Here is a 19,255-nt window from a genome sequence, read left to right as displayed (position 1 = left end):
CAGGGATCCGAAGACTAGCGCTTCGAGAACTGGGGCGCCTTGCGGGCCTTCTTGAGACCGGCCTTCTTGCGCTCGATGACGCGCGCGTCACGGGTGAGGAAGCCGGCCTTCTTGAGAGTCGGGCGGTTGTTCTCGCGGTCGATCTCGTTGAGCGCACGCGCGATCGCGAGGCGGAGCGCACCGGCCTGGCCCGAGGGGCCGCCGCCGGTGATGCGCGCGATCACGTCGTACGAGCCGGAGAGCTCGAGCACGGTGAACGGGTCGGTGATGAGCTGCTGGTGGAGCTTGTTCGGGAAGTAGTCCGCGAACTCACGGCCGTTGACCGTGATGGTGCCCGCACCCGGCACGACGCGCACGCGCGCGATGGCCTGCTTGCGGCGGCCGACGGCCGCGCCCGAGACGTTCAGCACGGGACGCGCCGCGGGAGCGGCGGCCGGAGCCGACTCGGTGGTGTAGCTCTCAGGAGCCTGGTCGATCTGGTCTGCGATCTTCGCCATGGTGGTGTCTGAGTCCTTTTTCGCTCGGCGCCGGGCTTACTGGGCGACCTGGGTGAGGGTGTACGGCTTCGGCTGCTGGGCCGCGTGCGGGTGCTCCGGGCCGGCGTAGACCTTCAGCTTCTTGATCTGGGCGCGGCCGAGCGAGTTCTTCGGCAGCATGCCGCGGATCGCCTTCTCGACGGCGCGGACCGGGTTCTTCTCGAGGAGCTCGGCGTAGCCGACGGCCTTGAGGCCGCCCGGGTAGCCGGAGTGGCGGTAGGCCTTCTTCTGCTCGAGCTTCTGGCCGGTGAGGGCCACCTTGCCGGCGTTGACGATGATGACGAAGTCACCGGTGTCGACGTGGTTGGCGAAGATCGCCTTGTGCTTGCCGCGGAGGATCGAGGCGGCGTGGCTGGCGAGGCGGCCGAGCACGATGTCGGTGGCGTCGATGACGACCCAGTCGCGCTGGATCTCGTTCGCCTTCGGGGTGTAGGTGCGCGTCACAGTAGTGCTGCTTTCTGATCGAGTGAGGGGTTCGTGAATCCCGCTCCGGTGGGGGTTCTCCCGCGATGCGGGTGGAACGCTCCGGTGGAGGGCTCAACATCGGGTACCGACGCAGTCGACGGCACCAAAGGGAAAGCTTAGCCGACGAGACCCTCGACGTGCAATTCGCGGCGTGCCCTCGTCTGCTCGGCGCGCGCGGCGAGCTCCTCGTCTGCCGGGTACCCGACCTCGGTCAGCGTCAGGCCCTTGGCCGGAAGGACCTTGAACGCGCTCGTGCGCTCGCCCGCCCGCATGAGCGCGGCCGGCCCCGAGACATCCAGCCGGCCCTCGCCCACCGCGACGCACGCACCGACGAGCGCCCGGACCATCGAGTGGCAGAACGCGTCGGCCTGCAACGTGGCGACGAGCACGCCGTCGGCGTCGCGACGCCAGCGGTACGACTGCAGGGTGCGGATGGTCGTGGCCTCCTCGCGCGGCTTGCAGAACGCCGCGAAGTCGCCGAGTCCGAGGAGCGTCTGCGCGGCGACGTCCATCGCCTCCGCGTCGAGGGCGCGGGGATACCAGACCGTCCGGTGCCGCTGGAGCGGGTCGCGCTCGGCGCCGAGGTCGGCGATGCGGTAGGAGTAGCGGCGCCAGATCGCCGAGAACCGTGCGTCGAACCCCTCGGGCGCGCGCCCGGCGGAGCGGACGACCACGTCGTCGTCGGAGGCCCCGAGGATGCCGGTCAGCCGGCGCACCAGCACGGCGTACGGGTCGCCGGCGGGCCGGCCGGCCGCGTCGCCGCGCTTCGGCCGCGTCACCGCCGCGAACGCCTCCGGGTCGACGTCGATGTGCGCGACCTGCCCGGTGGCGTGCACCCCGGCGTCCGTCCGTCCGGCCACGACGAGCCGCGGCACCGCCCCCTCCCGGCGGAACAGCGTCGCGAGCGCCCCTTCGAGCACGCCCTGGACCGTGCGCAGCGCGGGCTGCCGGCTCCATCCCGCGAACCCCGTGCCCTGGTAGGCGAGGTCCAGTCGGATCCGCAGCGTCATCCGTGTGCTCCCACGCAGGCAAGCCTACGGTGCACGACCTCGCGGCCCGTGAACGCACGGAACCCCCGCAGCGAGCGCTGCGGGGGTTCCGGGTGCGTGGTGCGCGGGGCTACTTCGCCTCGGCGGCCTCGGTCTCCTCGGCGGGGGCCTCGGACGACTCCTCCGACGCCTCGGCGCCGGCGGCCTCGTCGACCGCGGCCTCGGCCTCGGTCACCTCGGCCTCGGGCGTCTCGGCCGGCGTCTCCTCGGCGGGCGCCTCGTCGGCGGCCGGGGCGGCGGCGGGCTTCGCGGCGCGCTGCTTCGGCTGGACCGGCTCGAGCACGAGCTCGATCACGGCCATGGGGGCGTTGTCGCCCTTGCGGTTGCCGATCTTGGTGATGCGGGTGTAGCCGCCGTCACGGTCGGAGACCTGGGGGGCGATGACCGCGAACAGCTCGTGCACGACCGACTTGTCGCCGATCACGGCGAGCACGCGACGGCGCGCGTGCAGGTCGCCGCGCTTGGCGAAGGTCACCAGGCGCTCGGCGAACGGACGCAGGCGCTTGGCCTTGGTCTCGGTCGTGGTGATCCGCTTGTGCGTGAACAGCGCAGCGGCGAGGTTCGCGAGCAGCAGGCGCTCGTGCGCGGGTCCGCCTCCGAGGCGGGGGCCCTTCGTGGGCTTCGGCATGGTTCGTTATCTCCAGTGGTGTGGGGTTGGTGCGGCCCGTGGCCTGCTAGTTCTCGTCGTCGAAGCCCGTGTAGAAGTGGGCGCCGTCGAAGCCGGGGACCGAGTCCTTGAGCGAGAGGCCCATCTCGGTGAGCTTGTCCTTGACCTCGTCGACCGACTTCTGGCCGAAGTTGCGGATGTTCATCAGCTGCGACTCCGACAGGGCCACGAGCTCGGACACCGTGTTGATGCCCTCGCGCTTGAGGCAGTTGTAGGAGCGGACCGACAGGTCGAGGTCCTCGATCGGGATCGACAGCTCGCTCGAGAGCACGGCGTCGACCGGCGCGGGGCCGATCTCGATGCCCTCGGCGGCGCTGTTGAGCTCGCGCGCGAGGCCGAACAGCTCGACGAGCGTGCGACCGGCCGACGCGATCGCGTCGCGCGGCGAGATCGCCTGCTTGGTCTCGACATCGACCACGAGGCGGTCGAAGTCGGTGCGCTCACCGGCACGGGTGGCCTCGACGCGGTACGTGACCTTCAGGACCGGCGAGTAGATCGAGTCGACCGGGATCTGGCCGGCCTCGGAGTACTCGTTGCGGTTCTGGCTGGCCGAGACGTAGCCGCGGCCGCGCTCGATCGTGAGCTCGAGCTCGAACTTCGCCGAGTCGTTGAGCGTCGCGATGACCAGCTCGGGGTTGTGCACCTCGACGCCCGCCGGAGCGGAGATGTCGGCGGCGGTGACCTCACCCGAGCCCTGCTTGCGCAGGTACGCGGTGATGGGCTCGTCGTGCTCGCTGGAGACGACCAGGTTCTTGATGTTGAGGATGATCTCGGTGACATCCTCCTTCACGCCCGGGACGGTCGAGAACTCGTGGAGCACGCCGTCGATGCGGATGCTCGTCACGGCGGCGCCGGGGATCGAGGAGAGGAGGGTGCGACGGAGCGAGTTCCCCAGGGTGTAACCGAAGCCCGGCTCGAGGGGCTCGATCACGAAACGCGAACGGAACTCCGAGATGTTCTCTTCGGTGAGCGTCGGACGCTGTGCGATCAGCACGGTGTGATTCCTTTCGGCAGGGTGTCCGCTATATGACACCTGCGAGTTCGAGGATCTTGAGTTGTTGAGAGAACGGTGACCCGGTGATCGAGTAGCGCCCGGCGCGGCCGGGCGCGTATCGAGACCGTGCGATCTCGATACGGCCTGCGGCCTACTCGATCACCGGGGACGGAGCGTCAGACGCGGCGGCGCTTCGGCGGGCGGCAGCCGTTGTGCGCCTGGGGCGTCACGTCGTTGATGCTGCCGACCTCGAGGCCTGCGGCCTGGAGCGAGCGGATCGCGGTCTCGCGGCCCGAGCCCGGGCCCTTGACGAAGACGTCGACCTTCTTCATGCCGTGCTCCTGCGCCTGGCGGGCGGCCGACTCGGCGGCGAGCTGCGCGGCGAACGGGGTCGACTTGCGCGAGCCCTTGAAGCCGACGCCACCGGAGGAGGCCCAGCTGATCACGGCACCGGTCGTGTCGGTGATCGACACGATGGTGTTGTTGAACGTCGACTTGATGTGGGCCTGGCCCACGGCGATGTTCTTCTTTTCCTTCTTGCGCGGCTTGCGAGTCGCCGCCTTGGGTGCTGCCATTGTCGAAATCTCCTAGATCTTGGCGCGAGCGGTTACTTGCGGCCGGGCTTCTTCTTGCCGGCGACGGTGCGCTTCGGGCCCTTGCGGGTACGAGCGTTGGTCTTGGTGCGCTGACCACGGACCGGGAGGCCGCGGCGGTGGCGCAGACCCTCGTACGAGCCGATCTCGACCTTGCGGCGGATGTCGGCGGCGACCTCGCGGCGGAGGTCGCCCTCGACCTTGTAGGTCCCCTCGATGTGGTCGCGGAGCGCGACGAGCTGCTCGTCGCTGAGGTCCTTGACTCGGATGTTCCCGTCGATGCCGGTCGCGGTGAGCGTCTCCAGCGCGCGGGTACGGCCGACGCCGTAGATGTAGGTCAGTGCGATCTCCACGCGCTTCTCGCGCGGGATGTCGACTCCTGCCAGACGTGCCATGGTGGCTTCTCCTGTTGGATGTGTCGGAGGTGTGGAGCACTTCCGGTGCCTCGGCCTCCGTCCGAGGGTGTCCCCTCCCGGTGATCGAGTGGCGACGGAGTCGCGTATCGAGATCTCGGGAGGTTCTTGGTAGTGCCGGTATTCAGTTCTGCGTCGTGCGCACGGGGGTCTCGGTACGGCGCTGCGCGCCTACTCGACCTCGAGCCTTCGGGTGAGCCCGCTTCGCGGCCTCACCCTTCGACTCAACCCTGGCGCTGCTTGTGGCGCGGGTTCTCGCAGATCACCATGACGCGGCCGTGGCGGCGGATGACCTTGCACTTGTCGCAGATGCGCTTGACGCTGGGGTTGACCTTCACAGTCGTTGTTTCCTTTTTTCGCTGTCCTCGTACCCGCGGGGTGCCGCGGGTCGTTACTTTCCGACAGGCCTTACTTGTAGCGGTAGACGATGCGGCCGCGGGTCAGGTCGTACGGGCTCAGCTCCACGATCACGCGGTCCTCGGGGAGGATTCGGATGTAGTGCTGGCGCATCTTTCCGGAGATGTGGGCGAGCACCTTGTGCCCGTTGGTCAGCTCCACCCGGAACATCGCGTTCGGGAGTGCCTCGATGACCGAGCCTTCGATCTCGATGACGCCGTCTTTCTTGGCCATAGCCTCACTATCGCTTGGAGTTTGGGTTGTCGGTCGTGCGATGATGATGCACACCCCGACCGGGCCCATCGGGCATGCCGAAGCGGGCGTGCAAAACACCAAGGGTCAACTATAGGCGAATCGGTTTCGATTCGCCAGTCGGCGGCGTGTCAGCGTGCGGTGCGCCGTGCGACCACCTCGACGAGGCGATCGTGCAGCGGATGACCCGGCTCGATGCCGCACACCTCGCGCACGAACGTCGGCGCGGCATCCGTCCGCATTCGCTCCTGCAGCTCGACGCTCTCCGGATCGGCGGGCACGTCGAACCCGAGCGCCGCCTCCACCGCGGCGAGGAGCCCGTCGACCGGGAGCCCGCGCTCGGCGAGCTCCGCCGCGGGCGCGATGAAGCGCTCGCGGCGCGAGAGCTTGCGCAGCGGCTGGCGACCGACGCGCTCGACCGTGTCGGGCAGCCCCTCGTTGCGGAAGCGCCCCAGGATGACCTCCCGGTACTCCGCCATCTCGCCCGCGCCGAACCCGTGCTTGGCGACGATGAGCGCCGAGGTCTCGTGCAGGACCCGCTCGACGCGCTCGGCGACCGACGTGTCGGCGAGCGCCTCGGCGATCCGCGTGTGGCCCGCGAGGAACCCGAAGTACGCCGTCGAGGCGTGCCCGGTGTTCACGGTGAAGAGCTTCCGCTCGATGTACGGCCCGAGCCGGTCGACGAAGTGCGCGCCCGGGATCACGGGCGGCGCATCGCCGAACGGCGGCTCCTCGATCGCCCACTCCGAGAAGGTCTCGACCGTCACGTCGAGCCCGGCGCCCTCGGGCTGGCCCGGCACGATGCGGTCGACGGCCGTGTTCGCGAACACCGCGCGCCGCTCGAGCTCGAGCCATTCGTCGGGTCCGGCGAGATGCCGGGTCTCCTCGCGCAGCAGGCTCGTCGCATCGATCGCGTTCTCGCACGCCATGACCGCGAGCGGCGGCGCGTCGGGCGACCGGTCGCGGAGCGCCTGCAGCACGTGCGGCGCGATGAACTTGAGGATGTTCGGCCCGACGGCCGTCGTGAGCACGTCGGCGTCGGCGAGCTCGGCGGCGAGGGCCGCGGCATCCGTCTGCGAATTGATCGCACGGTACCGGTCGACGACGAGGTCGCGCGCGCCGGCGCCCACCTCGTGCACGGTGTAGCGATCGGATGCCGCGAGCGCATCGATCAGCTCGGCGTTCACGTCGGCGAAGACGACCTCGTAGCCGGCGTCGTGCAGCAGCAGCCCGATGAAGCCGCGGCCGATGTTGCCGGCGCCGAAGTGGACGGCCTTCACGACTCGTTCACCTCGGAGAGCACGGCGACGAGTTCGTCCGCGCTCCGCGCGGCGAGGAGCCTTCCGACCTCGTCCTCGTCGGAGAACACGATCGCGATCTTCGACAGGATCTCGAGGTGCTCGTTCTCGAGGCCCGCGATGCCCACGACGAACCGAGCCTGCTCGCCGCCCCAGTCGATGGGCTCCTCGTACCGCAGCAGCGACATCGCCGAGCGGTGGATGAGGCCCTTCGCCTCGTTCGTGCCATGCGGGATGGCGAGCCAGTTGCCCATGTACGTCGACACGGTGGACTCGCGCTCGAGCATGGAGTCGATGTACGAGGCGTCGACGGCGCCCGCGTCCACGAGGATGCGGCCCGCCGCGCGGATGGCCTCGTCGCGGTCGGTGCTGCCCGGGACGATCCGGACGTTCTCGGCGGGCAGGATCTGGTCGGTCATGGGAGTCTCCTCTTCCTCGTCGTGCTCGTGGTTCGGCTGTCGTGTTCCCCGGTTCGGCGCCTCGACGGGGTGGATGACGCGACCGCCCGGGTCGCGACCGGCAGGTGCGGTCGCGACCCGGGCTCCGAGTCATCCGGTCGGCGTCGTGGTCGTCACCGGTCCTCGTGCTGCGCCTTGATCAGGTCGACGACCTCGTCGTACCTCGGCGAGTTCATGAAGTTGTCGACGGAGACGTGGACGGCGTCCGGGGTCTGGTGACGTGCCCGGTCCGTCAGCTGGCCCTGCGTGATGACGAGATCAGCCGACGAGTCGAGGGCCGCGATCGCCTTGTTGACGACTGTGACATCCTCGATGCCCGCCTTCTTGATCTTGTTGCGCAGGACGCTCGCGCCCATCGCGGACGAACCCATGCCGGCGTCGCACGCGAACACGACGTTCTTGATCTCGCGCATCGTGCCGGTCGCCGGACCGCCGCTGCCGCCCGCCTGCGTCGCCGCACCGCCGCGCAGGTTCGCGAGGGCGTCGGAGCTCTTGCCCTTCGCCGCCTCGGTCTGCGTGATCGCGGCGCCGAACGCGTCATCCGAGACGGCCATCGCCTCGAGGTCCCGCTTGCGCGACGCCCGCAGGATGACCGCTGCGATGGTGAACGTCACGGCTGCCGACAGGAGCACCGAGAGTATGACCGCGAAGTACGCGCCTGGCGCGGTCTGCAGGAGTACCGCGATGATGCTGCCGGGAGCGGCTGGAGCACGCAGGGCACCGCCCAGCAGCATGTTCGTCGTAACCCCGGTCATGCCGCCCGCGATGAGCGCCAGGATCAGGATCGGCTTCATCAGCGCGAACGGGAAGTACACCTCGTGGATGCCGCCGAAGAACTGGATCACGGCCGCACCGGGTGCCGACGCCCTCGCCGCGCCGATGCCGAAGAACGTGAACGCGAGCAGCAGGCCGACGCCGGGGCCGGGGTTCGCCTCCAGGAGGAACAGGATCGACGAGCCGTCCTCTGCCGCCTCGGAGAGCCCGAGCGGCGTGAGCACGCCGTGGTTGATCGCGTTGTTCAGGAACAGCACCTTGGCCGGCTCGATGATGATGCTGGTCAGCGGCAGCAGGTTCGTCTCGACGAGCCAGCTCACCGCACTCGAGAGGGCGTTCATGATGCCGTTCACGAGCCAGGCGACCGGGTAGAACCCGACGACGGCCATGACGAAGCCCCAGATGCCGGCGGAGAACATGTTGACGAGCATCTCGAAGCCCGCCTTGACCTTGCCCTCCCACAGGGAGTCGAGCCACTTCATCGTCCAGGCCGCGAGCGGTCCGAGGATCATCGCACCGATGAACATGTGGATCTGGCCGAGCTGGTTGTCCTCGGGCAGGGTGGCGTTCACCTGGGCGATCAGCAGGTCGGATCCGGCGATCGCGCCGAAGGTCGCGATGCTGCCGACCACGCCGCCTCGGATGCCGTAGACCATCGAGCCGCCCGTGTAGCCGATCAGGATGGGCAGCAGGTAATGGATGAACGGGCCCACGATGGTCGCGAGGTCCGCGTTCGGCGTCCACCCCACTCCGATGAAGAAGGCGGTGAAGATGCCCCACGCGATGAGCGCGGGGATGTTCGGCATGATCATGCCGCTGAGGAAGGTTCCGAAGCGCTGGACGTGGACGCGGGAACCCCCGGGTCGCTTCGCCTCAGCTGACGTCGTCGTCATGATGCCTCCAGTGCTGGGTCACGGCACGGTCGTGCCGGTGGGGGTGGGTGCGGATTCGGCGGCCTGCTTCGCCGCCTGCTTCGCCTCGGCCGCTCCCTCTGCGGCCAGGGCTGCCCGGGCGATGCGCTCGGCATCCTCCCGGGTGTACCGCGCGAGGGAGGCGCGGACGTCTGCGAGTGCCGACGGGGACATCGACAGGGTGCTGGCGCCGAGGCCGACGAGCACCACGGCGAGGAGCGGATCGGCGGCGGCCTCGCCGCAGATGCCGACGGGCTTGCCGAGGCGGCCGCCGGCGGCGCCGACCTCGGCGACCAGCCGCAGCACGGCCGGCGCCCACGGGTCCTGCAGGTTCGCGACCGTGCCGAGGAGCCGATCGGCGGCCATCGTGTACTGCGTGAGGTCGTTGGTGCCGATCGATGCGAAGTCGGCGACCCCGAGCACGCGATCGGCGATGAGCGCCGCCGAGGGCGTCTCGACCATGACGCCGGCCGTCTTCAGGCCGAGCTCGCGGCAGAGGTCGGTGAAGTAGCGCGTCTCGTCGACGGTCGCGATCATCGGCGCCATGACCCACAGGTCGGCGTCGGTCGCGGCGTCGGCCGTGGCGAGCGCGGTCAGCTGCTCCCTGAGAATCACCTCGGCATGGCGCAGGGCCCGGATGCCGCGGAGCCCGAGCGCCGGGTTCTCCTCCTCCGCGTCGTTGAGGAAGGCCAGCGGCTTGTCGGCGCCGGCGTCGAGCACGCGCACGACGACCTTCCGCCCCGGGAACGCGCTGAGCAGGCGCGTGTACTGCTCCTGCTGCTCGCTCACGCTCGGCGCGCGATCGGCGTCCAGGAAGAGGAACTCGGTGCGGAAGAGCCCCACGCCCTCGGCGCCGAGCTCGACCGCTCCCGCCGCCCCGTCGGCCGAGCCGAGGTTCGCGAGCAGCGGCACCGCGGTGCCGTCGGCGAGCGCGCCGGGCGTGATCGGCGCGGCCGCCCGCGCGGCCCGCTCGGCGATCCGCTCCTTCGCCGCTGCCACGGCGTCGGCGTCGGGCGACTGCACGACGAGGTCGTTCTCGGCGTCGACGATCACGGTGTCGCCGTCGGCGAGGGCCGAGGCATCCGCCGCCCCGACGATCGCGACGATGGACTTCTCGCGGGCCAGGATCGCGGTGTGCGAGGTCGGTCCGCCGTCGATCGTGACGAGGCCGAGCACCTGCGTGAGATCGAGGAGCGCGGTGTCGGCGGGCGCGAGGTCGCGGGCCACGAGCACGAATGGATGGCCCGGGTTCGGCACGCCCGGCGCGGGCACCTTCAGCAGGTGCGCGACCACGCGCTGCGACACGTCGTCGAGGTCGGCGGCGCGTTCGCCCATGTACCCGCCCATCGACGACAGGAGGTCGCGGAACGCGGCGAACGCCTCGTACACGGCGCGCTCGGCGGTCTTGCCGTCGGCGAGCCGCTTCACGACGTCGTCCATGAGCGTCGGGTCCTCGGCCATCATGGCCTGCGCCTCGAGCACGTCCTGTGCCGCGCCGCCCGCCTGCGCACCCTTGCGCTGCAGGTCGTCGGCGACGACCGAGACCGACGCGCGGGCGCGCTCCTCCTCACGGGCCGGATCGAGGTGGCTCGGTCGGTCCACCGGTTCCGGCAGACGCTCGGCCATCCGTACGACCGGTCCGACGGCCACGCCCTGGCCGATGCCGGTGCCTCTGAACTCCATCACTCGCCCTCCCCGTTCGGTTCGATGGGCGACGGACGCCCCGGGCTATTCGTCGTGGTCGGTGCTGAGCAGCTCGACGAGCTCGTCGAGCACGCGCTGCTCGTCGCCCCCGTCGACCACCACGGTGACCTCGTCGCCGTGGTCGATGCCCTGCGCGATGACCGCGAGGATGCTCGCCGCGTTGACCGGAGCGCCGCCCGCTTTCGCGATGGTGACACTCGATCCCGACCCCGCGGCGGCCTGCGTGAAGAGCTTGGCCGGCCTGGCGTGCAGTCCGTGGCTCGATCCGACTCGAACAGTGCGCTCCACCATGTCTCCGGCCTCCGTCGCTGGTGTCCGTTCCCGTGTTCACCATAGACCCGTGGCTCTGCGCAGGGAACGGGGTTGCGCGGCGTGGGCGTGTTCATGCTCGGGCTCCGATGATCGCGATCGCGAGGTCGAGGGCGGCATCGCCGTCGAGCGTGCGGGTCTCGTCGGGCAGCACGGCGACGGGCACGGATGCCGCGATCGCGAGCTGCTCGAGCGACCCGAGTCGCGGCACGAGGTGCACGCCGACGAGCAGCGCGTCGGCGCCCTCGAGCGCCTCGGCGAGCGTCTGCTCGCCCGCAGCGCGGACGTCGACCGCCATGCCGCGCGACTCGGCGGCACGGCGGATGCGCAGGGCGGCGAAGGTGCTCGACGCACCGGCTCCGCACACCACGACGATCCGCATCATCGGCCTCCTCGCCGAGCCTGGCCCGGTCCTCTTCGATCGGTCACGGCGGATGCCGCGAACAGCCCGAGTCTGCTCCCATCCGCGCCGCCGCCGCCAACAGAACCGCTTCCGCACCCCCGGAAGATGCGTCGCATCCGCTCCCCCGGCGCCCCGGCAGGTGGTTGACTGGGCTGCACCCGTCCGACGAGCGTGCGCGCCGAGGCGGCGAGGATCGGAGCGGGCCAGGTGTCGGAGAACTGGGAGCGCCTCGTCGAGGCACTCGCCGACGACGACGTCGCCGTGACGGCCGCCCGGCTCGCCGACCGCCTCGGGGTGTCCGACCGGACCATCCGCTCGTACGCCGCCCAGGCGAACCGCACGGGCGAGGTCGTGGTGGAGTCCGGTCCCGACGGGTACCGACTCGACCGGTCGGCATGGGCGCGGGTCCTGCACGCCCGCTCGGTGGCCGCGGACGCCACGCCCGACGGCCGGCGGGCCCGCTTGATCCGCGACCTCGTCGACGCGCGCGACGGACTCGACCTGCACGAGGTGGCGGCGGCGGCGCACGTGAGCGAGTCCACGGTCGAGGCCGATCTCGGGCGCGTCCGCGCTCGGCTGCAGGGCACCGGCCTGAGCCTCGACCGCGAGGGGAGCCGGGTGCGGCTCGTGGGCCCCGAGACGGCGATGCGCCGCCTCCTCGGCTCGCTCGTGCGCGAGGAGGGGCGCCGCGGCATCCGCGACCTCTCGTCGCTGCGCGCCGGCTTCCCGTCGATGGAACGCTTCCGCACCGCACTGGTCGCGGGCATCCGCGACGCGGGGTACGCGCCGAACGAGTACGCGCTCGACGACGTGCTGCTCCACGTCGCGATCGCGCTCGACCGGGTCGGTCGCGATCGCGTGCTCGCCGGCTCGGACGACCCGGCGACCCCCGCCACGATCCCTGCGCCGCCGGAATCGCGCGGAGTGGAGCCGCACGATCGGCCGGACGCGCCCGGCTCGGCGCTCGACGCCCTGTCCGCGCTGCTCGACCGCCTCATCCGCGACGAGTTCGACGTGCGGCTCCCGCCCGCGGAGCTCGACCACCTCGCGCGACTCATCGGCTCGCGCGTGGCGACGCTCCAGCAGGGCCCGGCCCGCGAGGCCGTGGTCCGCGAGATCGTCGCGCGCATCTCGCAGGAATGGCTCGTCGAACTCGGCGACGAGCGCTTCATCGAGCGCCTCGCGCTGCACGTCGAGAACCTCGCCGCACGTGCAGCCGAGCAGAGCTACTCGCGCAATCCGCTCACCGCGTCCATCAAGTCGGCGTATCCGCTGATCTACGACCTGGCCGTGTACCTCGCGAGCGAGCTCGCCCGGATCGAGGGCATCACGGTCAACGACGACGAGATCGCCTACCTCGCGATGCACCTCGGCGCGCAGCTCGAGCGCACGCGGTCGCGGGGCGACGTCGTTCGCGTCGCCGTCGACGTCCCCGAGTACCACGACGCCCGCAGCCTGCTCGTCGAGCGGCTGCGGGGTGCCCTCGGCGACGAGGCCGAGCTCGTCGACGGCGACCTCGACGAGGCGGATCTCGTCGTCGCGGTGCTCCCGCCCGACTCGCCGCTGCCTGCGGTGGTGATCGTCGCGCCGTTCCCGACCTCCGACGACGTCGATCGGGTCCGCGCGGAGGTCGCCCGGCTTCGCCGCGGCCGCCGTCGCGCCCGGCTCGCCTCGACGCTGTCGCACTCGATCGGCCCCGACCTGTTCGTGCGCGGCGTCGGCGGGCGCGACCGTGAAGCCGTGATCCGGCTGCTCGGCGACCGGCTCATCGACGCCGGCGTCATCGACGACGCGTACGTCGAGGGCGCCCTCGAACGCGAGCGCATGTCCTCCACCGCGTTCACCGACCTCCTCGCCGTGCCGCACGCCATGACGATGACCGCCACGCGGAGCGCCATCGCGATCGCGATCGACGAACGGGCGATCGAGTGGGGCGATGCGAACGTGCACGTCGTCGCGCTCATCGCGTTCGCCGAGGACGGCCGGGCGGAGTTCCAGTCGGTCTTCGACCAGTTCGTGGAGGCCTTCTCCGAACCCGAGAACGTGCGGCGCCTCGTCCGCGGCGCCACGGACTACCCCGGGCTCCTCGCCGAGCTGTCCGGCCTCATGTCGACGTGACGGATGCCGCGCCGCGGCCGATCACGCGATCGGCACCGGCCGCACGCCGAGGGGTGCGAGTCCCTCCGCACCGCCGTCGGGCGCGGTGAGCACCCAGATCCCGTCGGCGTGCACGGCCACGCTGTGCTCGACGTGCGCGCCGTCGCCGCCGTCGGCCGTCGCCACGGTCCAGCCGTCGTCGCGCACGAACGTGGCCGGATCGCCGGCGGTGATCATGGGCTCGATCGCGACCACCAGGCCGGGCCTGATGCGCGGGCCGCGCCCGCGCACCGCGTGGTTGTAGACCGACGGGTCCTCGTGCATCGATCGCCCGATGCCGTGGCCGCCGTACCCCTCGAGGATGCCGTAGGCGCCCGACGCCTCGACCGAGGCCTCGATCGCCTCGCCGACCTCGTTCAGGTGCCGCGCCGACGCGAGCGCGGCGATGCCCGCCCACAGCGACCGTTCGGCCGCGGCGGCGAGCTGCTCGCGCGCGAGCACCACGTCGGGCCGTTCGGGGTCGGGAAGGACCACAGTGAACGCGGCGTCCCCGTTCCATCCGTCGATCTCGGCCCCGCCGTCGACCGACACGATGTCGCCGGGGCGGAACGGCCGGTCGCCCGGGATCCCGTGCACCACGTCGTCGTCGACCGACACGCAGAGCGCGTGCCGATAGCCGGGGACGAGGCGGAAGTTCGAGCGGCCGCCGTGCGCGAGGATGACCTCGTCGGCGGCGGCATCGAGGTCGAGCGGGGTCGCCCCGACGACGAGCCGCTCACGGGCCGCCGCGAGCAGGGCCGCGGTCGCCTCGCCTGCGGGGACCATGGCGCGCAGTTCGGCCGGCGTCTTGAGCTTCAGTCGGCCGAACACCCGTCGCGCCGGTTACGCGGCGCCGGCGCTGCGGTCGCCGGCCTCGCTGCCGTTCGGCTCCAGGCCGCGCTCGGCGAGCGCCGCGAAGATGCGCTCCGTGACCTCGTCGAGGGTGCCCACGCCGTCGATCCGGACGACGAGCTCGTGCTCGCGGTACACGTCGAGGATCGGCGCCGTCTCGCGCTCGTAGATCGCGAGGCGGTTCGCGATGATCTCCTCCGTGTCATCCGTCCGGCCCTGGTCGATCGCCCGCTGGCGGAGGCGCGTGATCGACTCGTCGCGCGGGACCACCAGTTCGATGACCGCGTCGAGCGCCTCGCCACGACCCGACAGGAACGCCTCGAGGTCGTCGACCTGGCCGCGGTTGCGCGGGTACCCGTCGAGGAGGAAGCCGGCGGAGGCATCGGCCTGCGCGAGGCGATCGCGGACCAGCTCGCTGGTCAGCTCGTCGGGGACGAGGTCGCCGGCCTCGATGATGGCCTGGACGCGCTTGCCGAGCTCGGTGCCGCCCTTGACGTTCTCCCGGAAGATGTCGCCGGTCGCGACCTGCGGGACTCCGAACGCCTCGGCGACGAGCACGCCCTGCGTGCCCTTGCCGGAGCCCTGCGGGCCGACGATCAGGAAGCGGGCGGAGGCGGTGTGCGTCATCGGAGGAGTCCTTCGTAGTGGCGCTGCTGGAGCTGGGCGTCGATCTGCTTCACGGTCTCGAGGCCGACGCCCACGATGATCAGGATCGACGCGCCGCCGAACGGGAAGTTCTGGTTCGCGCCGAACCACGAGAACGCGACAAGCGGCAGCAGGGCGATGAGGCCCAGGTAGATCGATCCCGGGAGCGTGATGCGCGTGAGCACGTAGTCGAGGTACTCGGCGGTCGGGCGACCCGCGCGGATGCCGGGGATGAAGCCGCCGTACTTCTTCATGTTCTCCGCGACCTCGTCGGGGTTGAACGTGATCGCCACGTAGAAGTACGTGAACCCGACGATGAGCAGGAAGTACAGGAGCATGTAGAGCGGGTGGTCGCCCTGCGTCAGGTAGTTCGTGATCCAGACGACCCAGGCCTGCGGCTCCTCGCCGGCGGCGGGCTGGTTGAACTGCGCGATGAGCGCCGGCAGGTACAGCAGCGACGAGGCGAAGATGACGGGCACGACGCCGGCCATGTTGACCTTGATCGGGATGTACGTGTTGTTGCCGCCGTAGGTGCGGCGCCCGACCATCCGCTTGGCGTACTGCACCGGCACGCGGCGCTGCGACTGCTCGACGAACACGACGGCCACGACGACCAGCAGGCCGATGCCGAGCACGAGCGCGAAGACGTCCCAGCCGCGCGCGACGCCGATCGCCCAGAGCGAGGTCGGGAAGGTCGCGGCGATCGAGGTGAAGATGAGCAGCGACATGCCGTTGCCGACGCCGCGCTCGGTCACGAGCTCGCCCATCCACATGATGAGGCCGGTGCCGGCGGTCATCGTGACGACCATGAGCAGGATCGCGTACCAGGCGTCGTTCGTGATGAGCTGCGAGCACGCCGGGTCGGAGTTCGCCGGGAAGAGCGCGCCCGAGCGGGCGACCGTGATGAGCGTGGTCGACTGGAGGACGCCGAGCGCGATCGTGAGGTAGCGCGTGTACTGCGTGAGGCGGGCCTGGCCGGCCTGGCCCTCCTTGTAGAGGGTCTCGAAGTGGGGGATGACCACGCGCAGCAGCTGCACGATGATCGACGCCGTGATGTACGGCATGATGCCCAGCGCGAAGATCGACAGCTGGAGGAGCGCGCCGCCCGAGAACAGGTTGACGAGCTCGTAGAGGCCCGAAGCGCCCTGGTTCGCCGCAAGACACTGCTGGACGTTGCCGAAGTCCACGAACGGCGCCGGGATGAACGAGCCGAGGCGGAACAGGGCGATGATGCCCAGCGTGAAACCGATCTTCCGGCGAAGATCGGGGGTGCGGAAGATCCGCCCGATGGCGTTGAACACTCGTCCTCCTGTTACTGACGCCGCAGTCAGCATGAATGCGGCTCGAGCCTGTCGAGACCCCCGTGAATCATACGCGAGGTCCCGACAGGCTCGAATTCCGTGTGTGGTGCAGCGGCCTTACTTGACCGAACCGCCGGCGGCGACGATCTTCTGCTCGGCGGAGCCGGAGACCTTGTCGACCTCGACGTTGAGCTTCACCTGGATGTCGCCGTTGCCGAGCACCTTGACGCGCTCGTTCTTGCGGACGGCACCCTTGGCCACCAGGTCGGCGACGGTGACGTCGCCGCCCTTCGGGTAGAGCTCGGCGAGCTTGTCCAGGTTGACCACCTGGTACTCGACGCGGAACGGGTTCTTGAAGCCGCGGAGCTTCGGCGCACGCATGTGGTACGGAAGCTGGCCACCCTCGAAGCCGGGGCGGATGTTGTTGCGGGCCTTCGAACCCTTGGTGCCGCGACCGGCGGTCTTGCCCTTCGAACCCTCACCGCGTCCGACGCGGGTCTTGTCCTTCTTGGCACCGGGGGCCGGGCGCAGGTGGTGCACCTTGAGGACCGGCTCGCGCACGACGTCCTCGGACTCCTTCTTGGCCGGGGCCTTCTTCGCCGGAGCCTTCTTGGCGGGGGCCTTCTCGGCCTTCGCGTCGTCGGTCTTGGCGGCGGCGGCCTTGGCCGGAGCCTTCTTCTCGGCGGCCGGCTTCGCGGCGGCCTTCTTCTCGGCGGCCGGCTTCGCGGCGGCCTTCTTCGCGGGAGCCTTCTTCGGGGTCTCCTCGGCGGCGACGTCCTTCGTCTCGTCAGCCATTAGTCGATCTCCTCAACCGTCACGAGGTGGGCGACCGTCTTCACGTAGCCGCGCACCTGGGGGGTGTCCTCGCGAACGACGCTCTGGCCGATCTTCTTCAGACCGAGGCTGCGCAGCGTGTCGCGCTGGTTCTGCTTCTCGCTCACCTTGGACTTGACCTGGGTCACCTTGAGCTGCTTGGCCATCAGGCACCTGCCTTCGCTGCTGCGGCGGCCTCGGCCGCCTGGGCCTCGGCACGCAGCAGACGGGCCGGCACGACCTCGTCGTAGTCGAGACCACGACGGGCAGCGACGGCGCGCGGCTCCTCGAGCTGCTTCAGCGCCTCGACCGTGGCGTGCACGATGTTGATGGTGTTCGACGAACCGAGCGACTTGCTCAGGACGTCGTGGATGCCCGCGCACTCGAGCACGGCGCGGACCGGACCACCGGCGATGACACCGGTACCGGGGCCGGCCGGACGCAGGAGCACGACACCGGCGGCCGCCTCGCCCTGCACGGGGTGCGGGATCGACGAACCGACGCGCGGGACGCGGAAGAAGTTCTTCTTCGCCTCCTCGACGCCCTTCGAGATCGCGGTCGGGACCTCGCGCGCCTTGCCGTAGCCGACGCCGACGAGACCGTTGCCGTCACCCACGACGACGAGCGCCGTGAAGCTGAAGCGACGGCCGCCCTTGACGACCTTGGACACGCGGTTGATCGTGACGACGCGCTCGAGGAACTGGCTCTTCTCGGCGTCGCGCTCGCGACGGTCGCGGCCCTGGCCGCGGTCGCGGCCGCCACGGCGGCCTTCGCGCTCGTTGCGCGGCGGCTCCGAGGAAGCTGCCGTCTCGACGGGTGCCTCTGCGGCCACCTCGGTCTCCTTCACAGTGTTCTCGCTCACAGGCTCAGCCCTGCCTCTCGCGCTCCGTCGGCGATCGCGGCGACGCGACCGGCGTACTTGTTGCCGCCGCGGTCGAACACGACCGAGTCGATGCCGGCCTGCTTCGCACGCTCGGCGACGAGCTCGCCGACCTTCTTCGCCTTGGCGGTCTTGTCACCCTCGAACGCGCGGAGGTCGGCCTCCATGGTCGAGGCGGATGCCACGGTGTGGCCCTTGCTGTCGTCGACGACCTGCACGAAGACGTGGCGGGCCGAACGCGTCACCACGAGACGGGGACGCAGCTCGGTGCCGACGATCTTCTTGCGAAGCCGGGTGTGGCGGCGCGAACGCGCAGCCGACTTGCTCTTGACGGCCATGATTACTTACCAGCCTTTCCGGCCTTGCGACGCACGACCTCGCCGGCGTAGCGGATGCCCTTGCCCTTGTAGGGCTCGGGCTTCTTGATCTTGCGGATGTTGGCGGCGGTCTCACCGACGGCCTGCTTCGAGATGCCCGAGACGGTGATCTTGTTGTTGCCCTCGACCGTCAGCGTGATGCCGGCGGGCGGCTCGACGGTGACCGGGTGCGAGAAGCCGAGCGCGAACTCGACGGCGCTGCCCTTCTGCGCGACGCGGTACCCGGTGCCGACGATCTCGAGGCCCTTCGAGTAGCCCTGGGTGACGCCCAGGATGTCGTTGGCGATGAGGGTACGGGTGAGGCCGTGCAGCGAGCGCGACTCGCGCTCGTCGTCGGGGCGGGTGACGAGGACCTGGTTGTCCTCGACCTTGACCTCGATGGGCTGCGCCACGGTGAGTGCGAGCTCGCCCTTCGGGCCCTTCACGGTGACGGCGCGGCCGTCGACCTTGACGTCGACACCGGCGGGGATGTCGATGGGAAGTCGTCCGATTCGTGACATGGAACTACCACACGTAGGCGAGGACTTCCCCACCCACGCCCTTCTTCTCGGCCTGGCGGTCGGTGAGCAGACCGCTGGAAGTGGACAGGATCGCGACGCCGAGGCCGCCGAGCACCTTGGGGATCTCGGTCGACTTCGCGTACACGCGAAGGCCGGGCTTGGACACCCGCTTGATGCCCGCGATCGAACGCTCGCGGTTGGGGCCGAACTTGAGCTGCAGCGTGAGCGTCTTGCCCACGCGCGCGTCGGCGACCTCGAAGCCCGCGATGTAGCCCTCGGACTTGAGGATTTCGGCGATGTGCCCCTTGAGCTTGGAGTGCGGCATCGACACGGTGTCGTGGTGCGCGGAGTTGGCGTTGCGCAGGCGCGTCAGCATGTCAGCGACCGGGTCGGTCATCGTCATGACAATGGTTCCTTACGTTCACCAGGTTTCAGGACCCGTTACACGGGGACTGACCTGTGGTGGTGGCGGTACGCGGTTGCGAACCGCCGCATGCCGGTGCCGGCGGGGCCTCGGATGGCTCCGAGA

Annotated in this window: 25 protein-coding genes; 1 reads left to right on the top strand and 24 read right to left on the bottom strand. The window is 70.2% G+C overall.

The annotated features are described in order from the left end of the window. Nucleotides 1-14: 14 nt before the first annotated feature. The 15 genes from rpsI to GJ743_RS15460 form a co-directional block, all read right to left on the bottom strand. A complete protein-coding gene (gene rpsI, locus GJ743_RS15525) occupies nt 15-497 on the bottom strand; it encodes a 30S ribosomal protein S9 (RefSeq protein WP_155052815.1) in 483 nt (160 codons plus the stop codon). Between the two features lie 36 nt (nt 498-533). Continuing rightward, complete coding sequence (gene rplM / locus GJ743_RS15520; protein WP_129234477.1) at nt 534-980, bottom strand: 50S ribosomal protein L13; 447 nt, start codon at nt 978-980, stop codon at nt 534-536. Between the two features lie 137 nt (nt 981-1,117). After that, nucleotides 1,118-2,011, bottom strand: a complete 894-nt coding sequence (locus GJ743_RS15515; protein ID WP_155052814.1) for a tRNA pseudouridine synthase A — start codon at nt 2,009-2,011, stop codon at nt 1,118-1,120. A gap of 109 nt (nt 2,012-2,120) precedes the next feature. Next, on the bottom strand, nt 2,121-2,678 hold the full coding sequence (gene rplQ / locus GJ743_RS15510; RefSeq protein WP_155052813.1) for a 50S ribosomal protein L17: 558 nt from the start codon (nt 2,676-2,678) through the stop codon (nt 2,121-2,123). 46 nt (nt 2,679-2,724) lie between these two features. Further along, nucleotides 2,725-3,711 (bottom strand): DNA-directed RNA polymerase subunit alpha, encoded by a 987-nt coding sequence (locus tag GJ743_RS15505; protein ID WP_166548728.1) that lies wholly within the window; start codon nt 3,709-3,711, stop codon nt 2,725-2,727. A gap of 176 nt (nt 3,712-3,887) precedes the next feature. Then, complete coding sequence (rpsK, locus tag GJ743_RS15500; RefSeq protein ID WP_092668574.1) at nt 3,888-4,286, bottom strand: 30S ribosomal protein S11; 399 nt, start codon at nt 4,284-4,286, stop codon at nt 3,888-3,890. 32 nt (nt 4,287-4,318) lie between these two features. Next, complete coding sequence (gene rpsM / locus GJ743_RS15495) at nt 4,319-4,699, bottom strand: 30S ribosomal protein S13 (protein ID WP_155052812.1); 381 nt, start codon at nt 4,697-4,699, stop codon at nt 4,319-4,321. A 242-nt stretch (nt 4,700-4,941) separates the two neighbouring features. Then, nucleotides 4,942-5,055: a 50S ribosomal protein L36 gene (gene rpmJ / locus GJ743_RS15490; protein WP_056734976.1), complete on the bottom strand. Its 114-nt coding sequence runs from the start codon at nt 5,053-5,055 to the stop codon at nt 4,942-4,944. Between the two features lie 70 nt (nt 5,056-5,125). Next, entirely contained in the window at nt 5,126-5,347 is a 222-nt protein-coding gene (infA, locus tag GJ743_RS15485; protein WP_011186713.1) for a translation initiation factor IF-1, read from the bottom strand. Between the two features lie 149 nt (nt 5,348-5,496). Beyond that, complete coding sequence (locus GJ743_RS19750) at nt 5,497-6,645, bottom strand: mannitol-1-phosphate 5-dehydrogenase (protein ID WP_328289255.1); 1,149 nt, start codon at nt 6,643-6,645, stop codon at nt 5,497-5,499. Next, nucleotides 6,642-7,082, bottom strand: a complete 441-nt coding sequence (locus GJ743_RS19745) for a PTS sugar transporter subunit IIA (protein WP_230386836.1) — start codon at nt 7,080-7,082, stop codon at nt 6,642-6,644. The genes GJ743_RS19750 and GJ743_RS19745 overlap by 4 nt, the downstream gene beginning before the upstream one ends. Nucleotides 7,083-7,234: 152 nt before the next feature. Further along, nucleotides 7,235-8,788: a PTS mannitol transporter subunit IICB gene (locus GJ743_RS15475; protein ID WP_155052810.1), complete on the bottom strand. Its 1,554-nt coding sequence runs from the start codon at nt 8,786-8,788 to the stop codon at nt 7,235-7,237. 18 nt (nt 8,789-8,806) lie between these two features. Beyond that, nucleotides 8,807-10,489, bottom strand: coding sequence for a phosphoenolpyruvate--protein phosphotransferase (gene ptsP, locus GJ743_RS15470; protein ID WP_155052809.1), 1,683 nt, complete (start codon nt 10,487-10,489; stop codon nt 8,807-8,809). Between the two features lie 45 nt (nt 10,490-10,534). Then, nucleotides 10,535-10,801, bottom strand: a complete 267-nt coding sequence (locus tag GJ743_RS15465) for an HPr family phosphocarrier protein (protein ID WP_155052808.1) — start codon at nt 10,799-10,801, stop codon at nt 10,535-10,537. A 91-nt stretch (nt 10,802-10,892) separates the two neighbouring features. Continuing rightward, nucleotides 10,893-11,204, bottom strand: a complete 312-nt coding sequence (locus GJ743_RS15460) for a PTS sugar transporter subunit IIB (protein ID WP_155052807.1) — start codon at nt 11,202-11,204, stop codon at nt 10,893-10,895. Nucleotides 11,205-11,429: 225 nt separating this feature from the next. Here GJ743_RS15460 and GJ743_RS15455 point away from each other — a divergent pair, with 225 nt between their 5' ends. Then, nucleotides 11,430-13,340 carry a BglG family transcription antiterminator gene (locus GJ743_RS15455; RefSeq protein WP_328289254.1) on the top strand — a complete coding sequence of 637 codons (1,911 nt, stop codon included), beginning with the start codon at nt 11,430-11,432 and terminating at the stop codon, nt 13,338-13,340. A 21-nt stretch (nt 13,341-13,361) separates the two neighbouring features. Here GJ743_RS15455 and map read toward each other — a convergent pair whose 3' ends face one another. The 9 genes from map to rpsH form a co-directional block, all read right to left on the bottom strand. After that, a complete protein-coding gene (map, locus tag GJ743_RS15450) occupies nt 13,362-14,189 on the bottom strand; it encodes a type I methionyl aminopeptidase (protein WP_328289253.1) in 828 nt (275 codons plus the stop codon). A gap of 12 nt (nt 14,190-14,201) precedes the next feature. Then, nucleotides 14,202-14,837, bottom strand: a complete 636-nt coding sequence (locus GJ743_RS15445; RefSeq protein ID WP_155052805.1) for an adenylate kinase — start codon at nt 14,835-14,837, stop codon at nt 14,202-14,204. Beyond that, nucleotides 14,834-16,156 carry a preprotein translocase subunit SecY gene (secY, locus tag GJ743_RS15440; RefSeq protein ID WP_166548731.1) on the bottom strand — a complete coding sequence of 441 codons (1,323 nt, stop codon included), beginning with the start codon at nt 16,154-16,156 and terminating at the stop codon, nt 14,834-14,836. Before secY ends, GJ743_RS15445 begins: the two co-directional genes overlap by 4 nt. Nucleotides 16,157-16,273: 117 nt before the next feature. After that, complete coding sequence (rplO, locus tag GJ743_RS15435) at nt 16,274-16,951, bottom strand: 50S ribosomal protein L15 (protein ID WP_155052803.1); 678 nt, start codon at nt 16,949-16,951, stop codon at nt 16,274-16,276. Further along, nucleotides 16,951-17,136, bottom strand: a complete 186-nt coding sequence (gene rpmD, locus GJ743_RS15430) for a 50S ribosomal protein L30 (protein WP_155052802.1) — start codon at nt 17,134-17,136, stop codon at nt 16,951-16,953. Before rpmD ends, rplO begins: the two co-directional genes overlap by 1 nt. Further along, on the bottom strand, nt 17,136-17,831 hold the full coding sequence (rpsE, locus tag GJ743_RS15425) for a 30S ribosomal protein S5 (RefSeq protein ID WP_328289252.1): 696 nt from the start codon (nt 17,829-17,831) through the stop codon (nt 17,136-17,138). Before rpsE ends, rpmD begins: the two co-directional genes overlap by 1 nt. Next, complete coding sequence (gene rplR, locus GJ743_RS15420; protein WP_155052801.1) at nt 17,828-18,187, bottom strand: 50S ribosomal protein L18; 360 nt, start codon at nt 18,185-18,187, stop codon at nt 17,828-17,830. Before rplR ends, rpsE begins: the two co-directional genes overlap by 4 nt. Before the next feature lie 2 nt (nt 18,188-18,189). Then, nucleotides 18,190-18,726 (bottom strand): 50S ribosomal protein L6, encoded by a 537-nt coding sequence (rplF, locus tag GJ743_RS15415; RefSeq protein ID WP_155052800.1) that lies wholly within the window; start codon nt 18,724-18,726, stop codon nt 18,190-18,192. 4 nt (nt 18,727-18,730) lie between these two features. Next, complete coding sequence (gene rpsH, locus GJ743_RS15410; protein ID WP_155052799.1) at nt 18,731-19,129, bottom strand: 30S ribosomal protein S8; 399 nt, start codon at nt 19,127-19,129, stop codon at nt 18,731-18,733. Nucleotides 19,130-19,255: the final 126 nt, after the last annotated feature.

This window comes from Agromyces bracchium, assembly GCF_009709675.1.
Taxonomy (GTDB): domain Bacteria; phylum Actinomycetota; class Actinomycetes; order Actinomycetales; family Microbacteriaceae; genus Agromyces; species Agromyces bracchium.
Note: the sequence above shows the minus strand (reverse complement) of the source record. Positions and strands in the feature narration are given on the sequence as shown.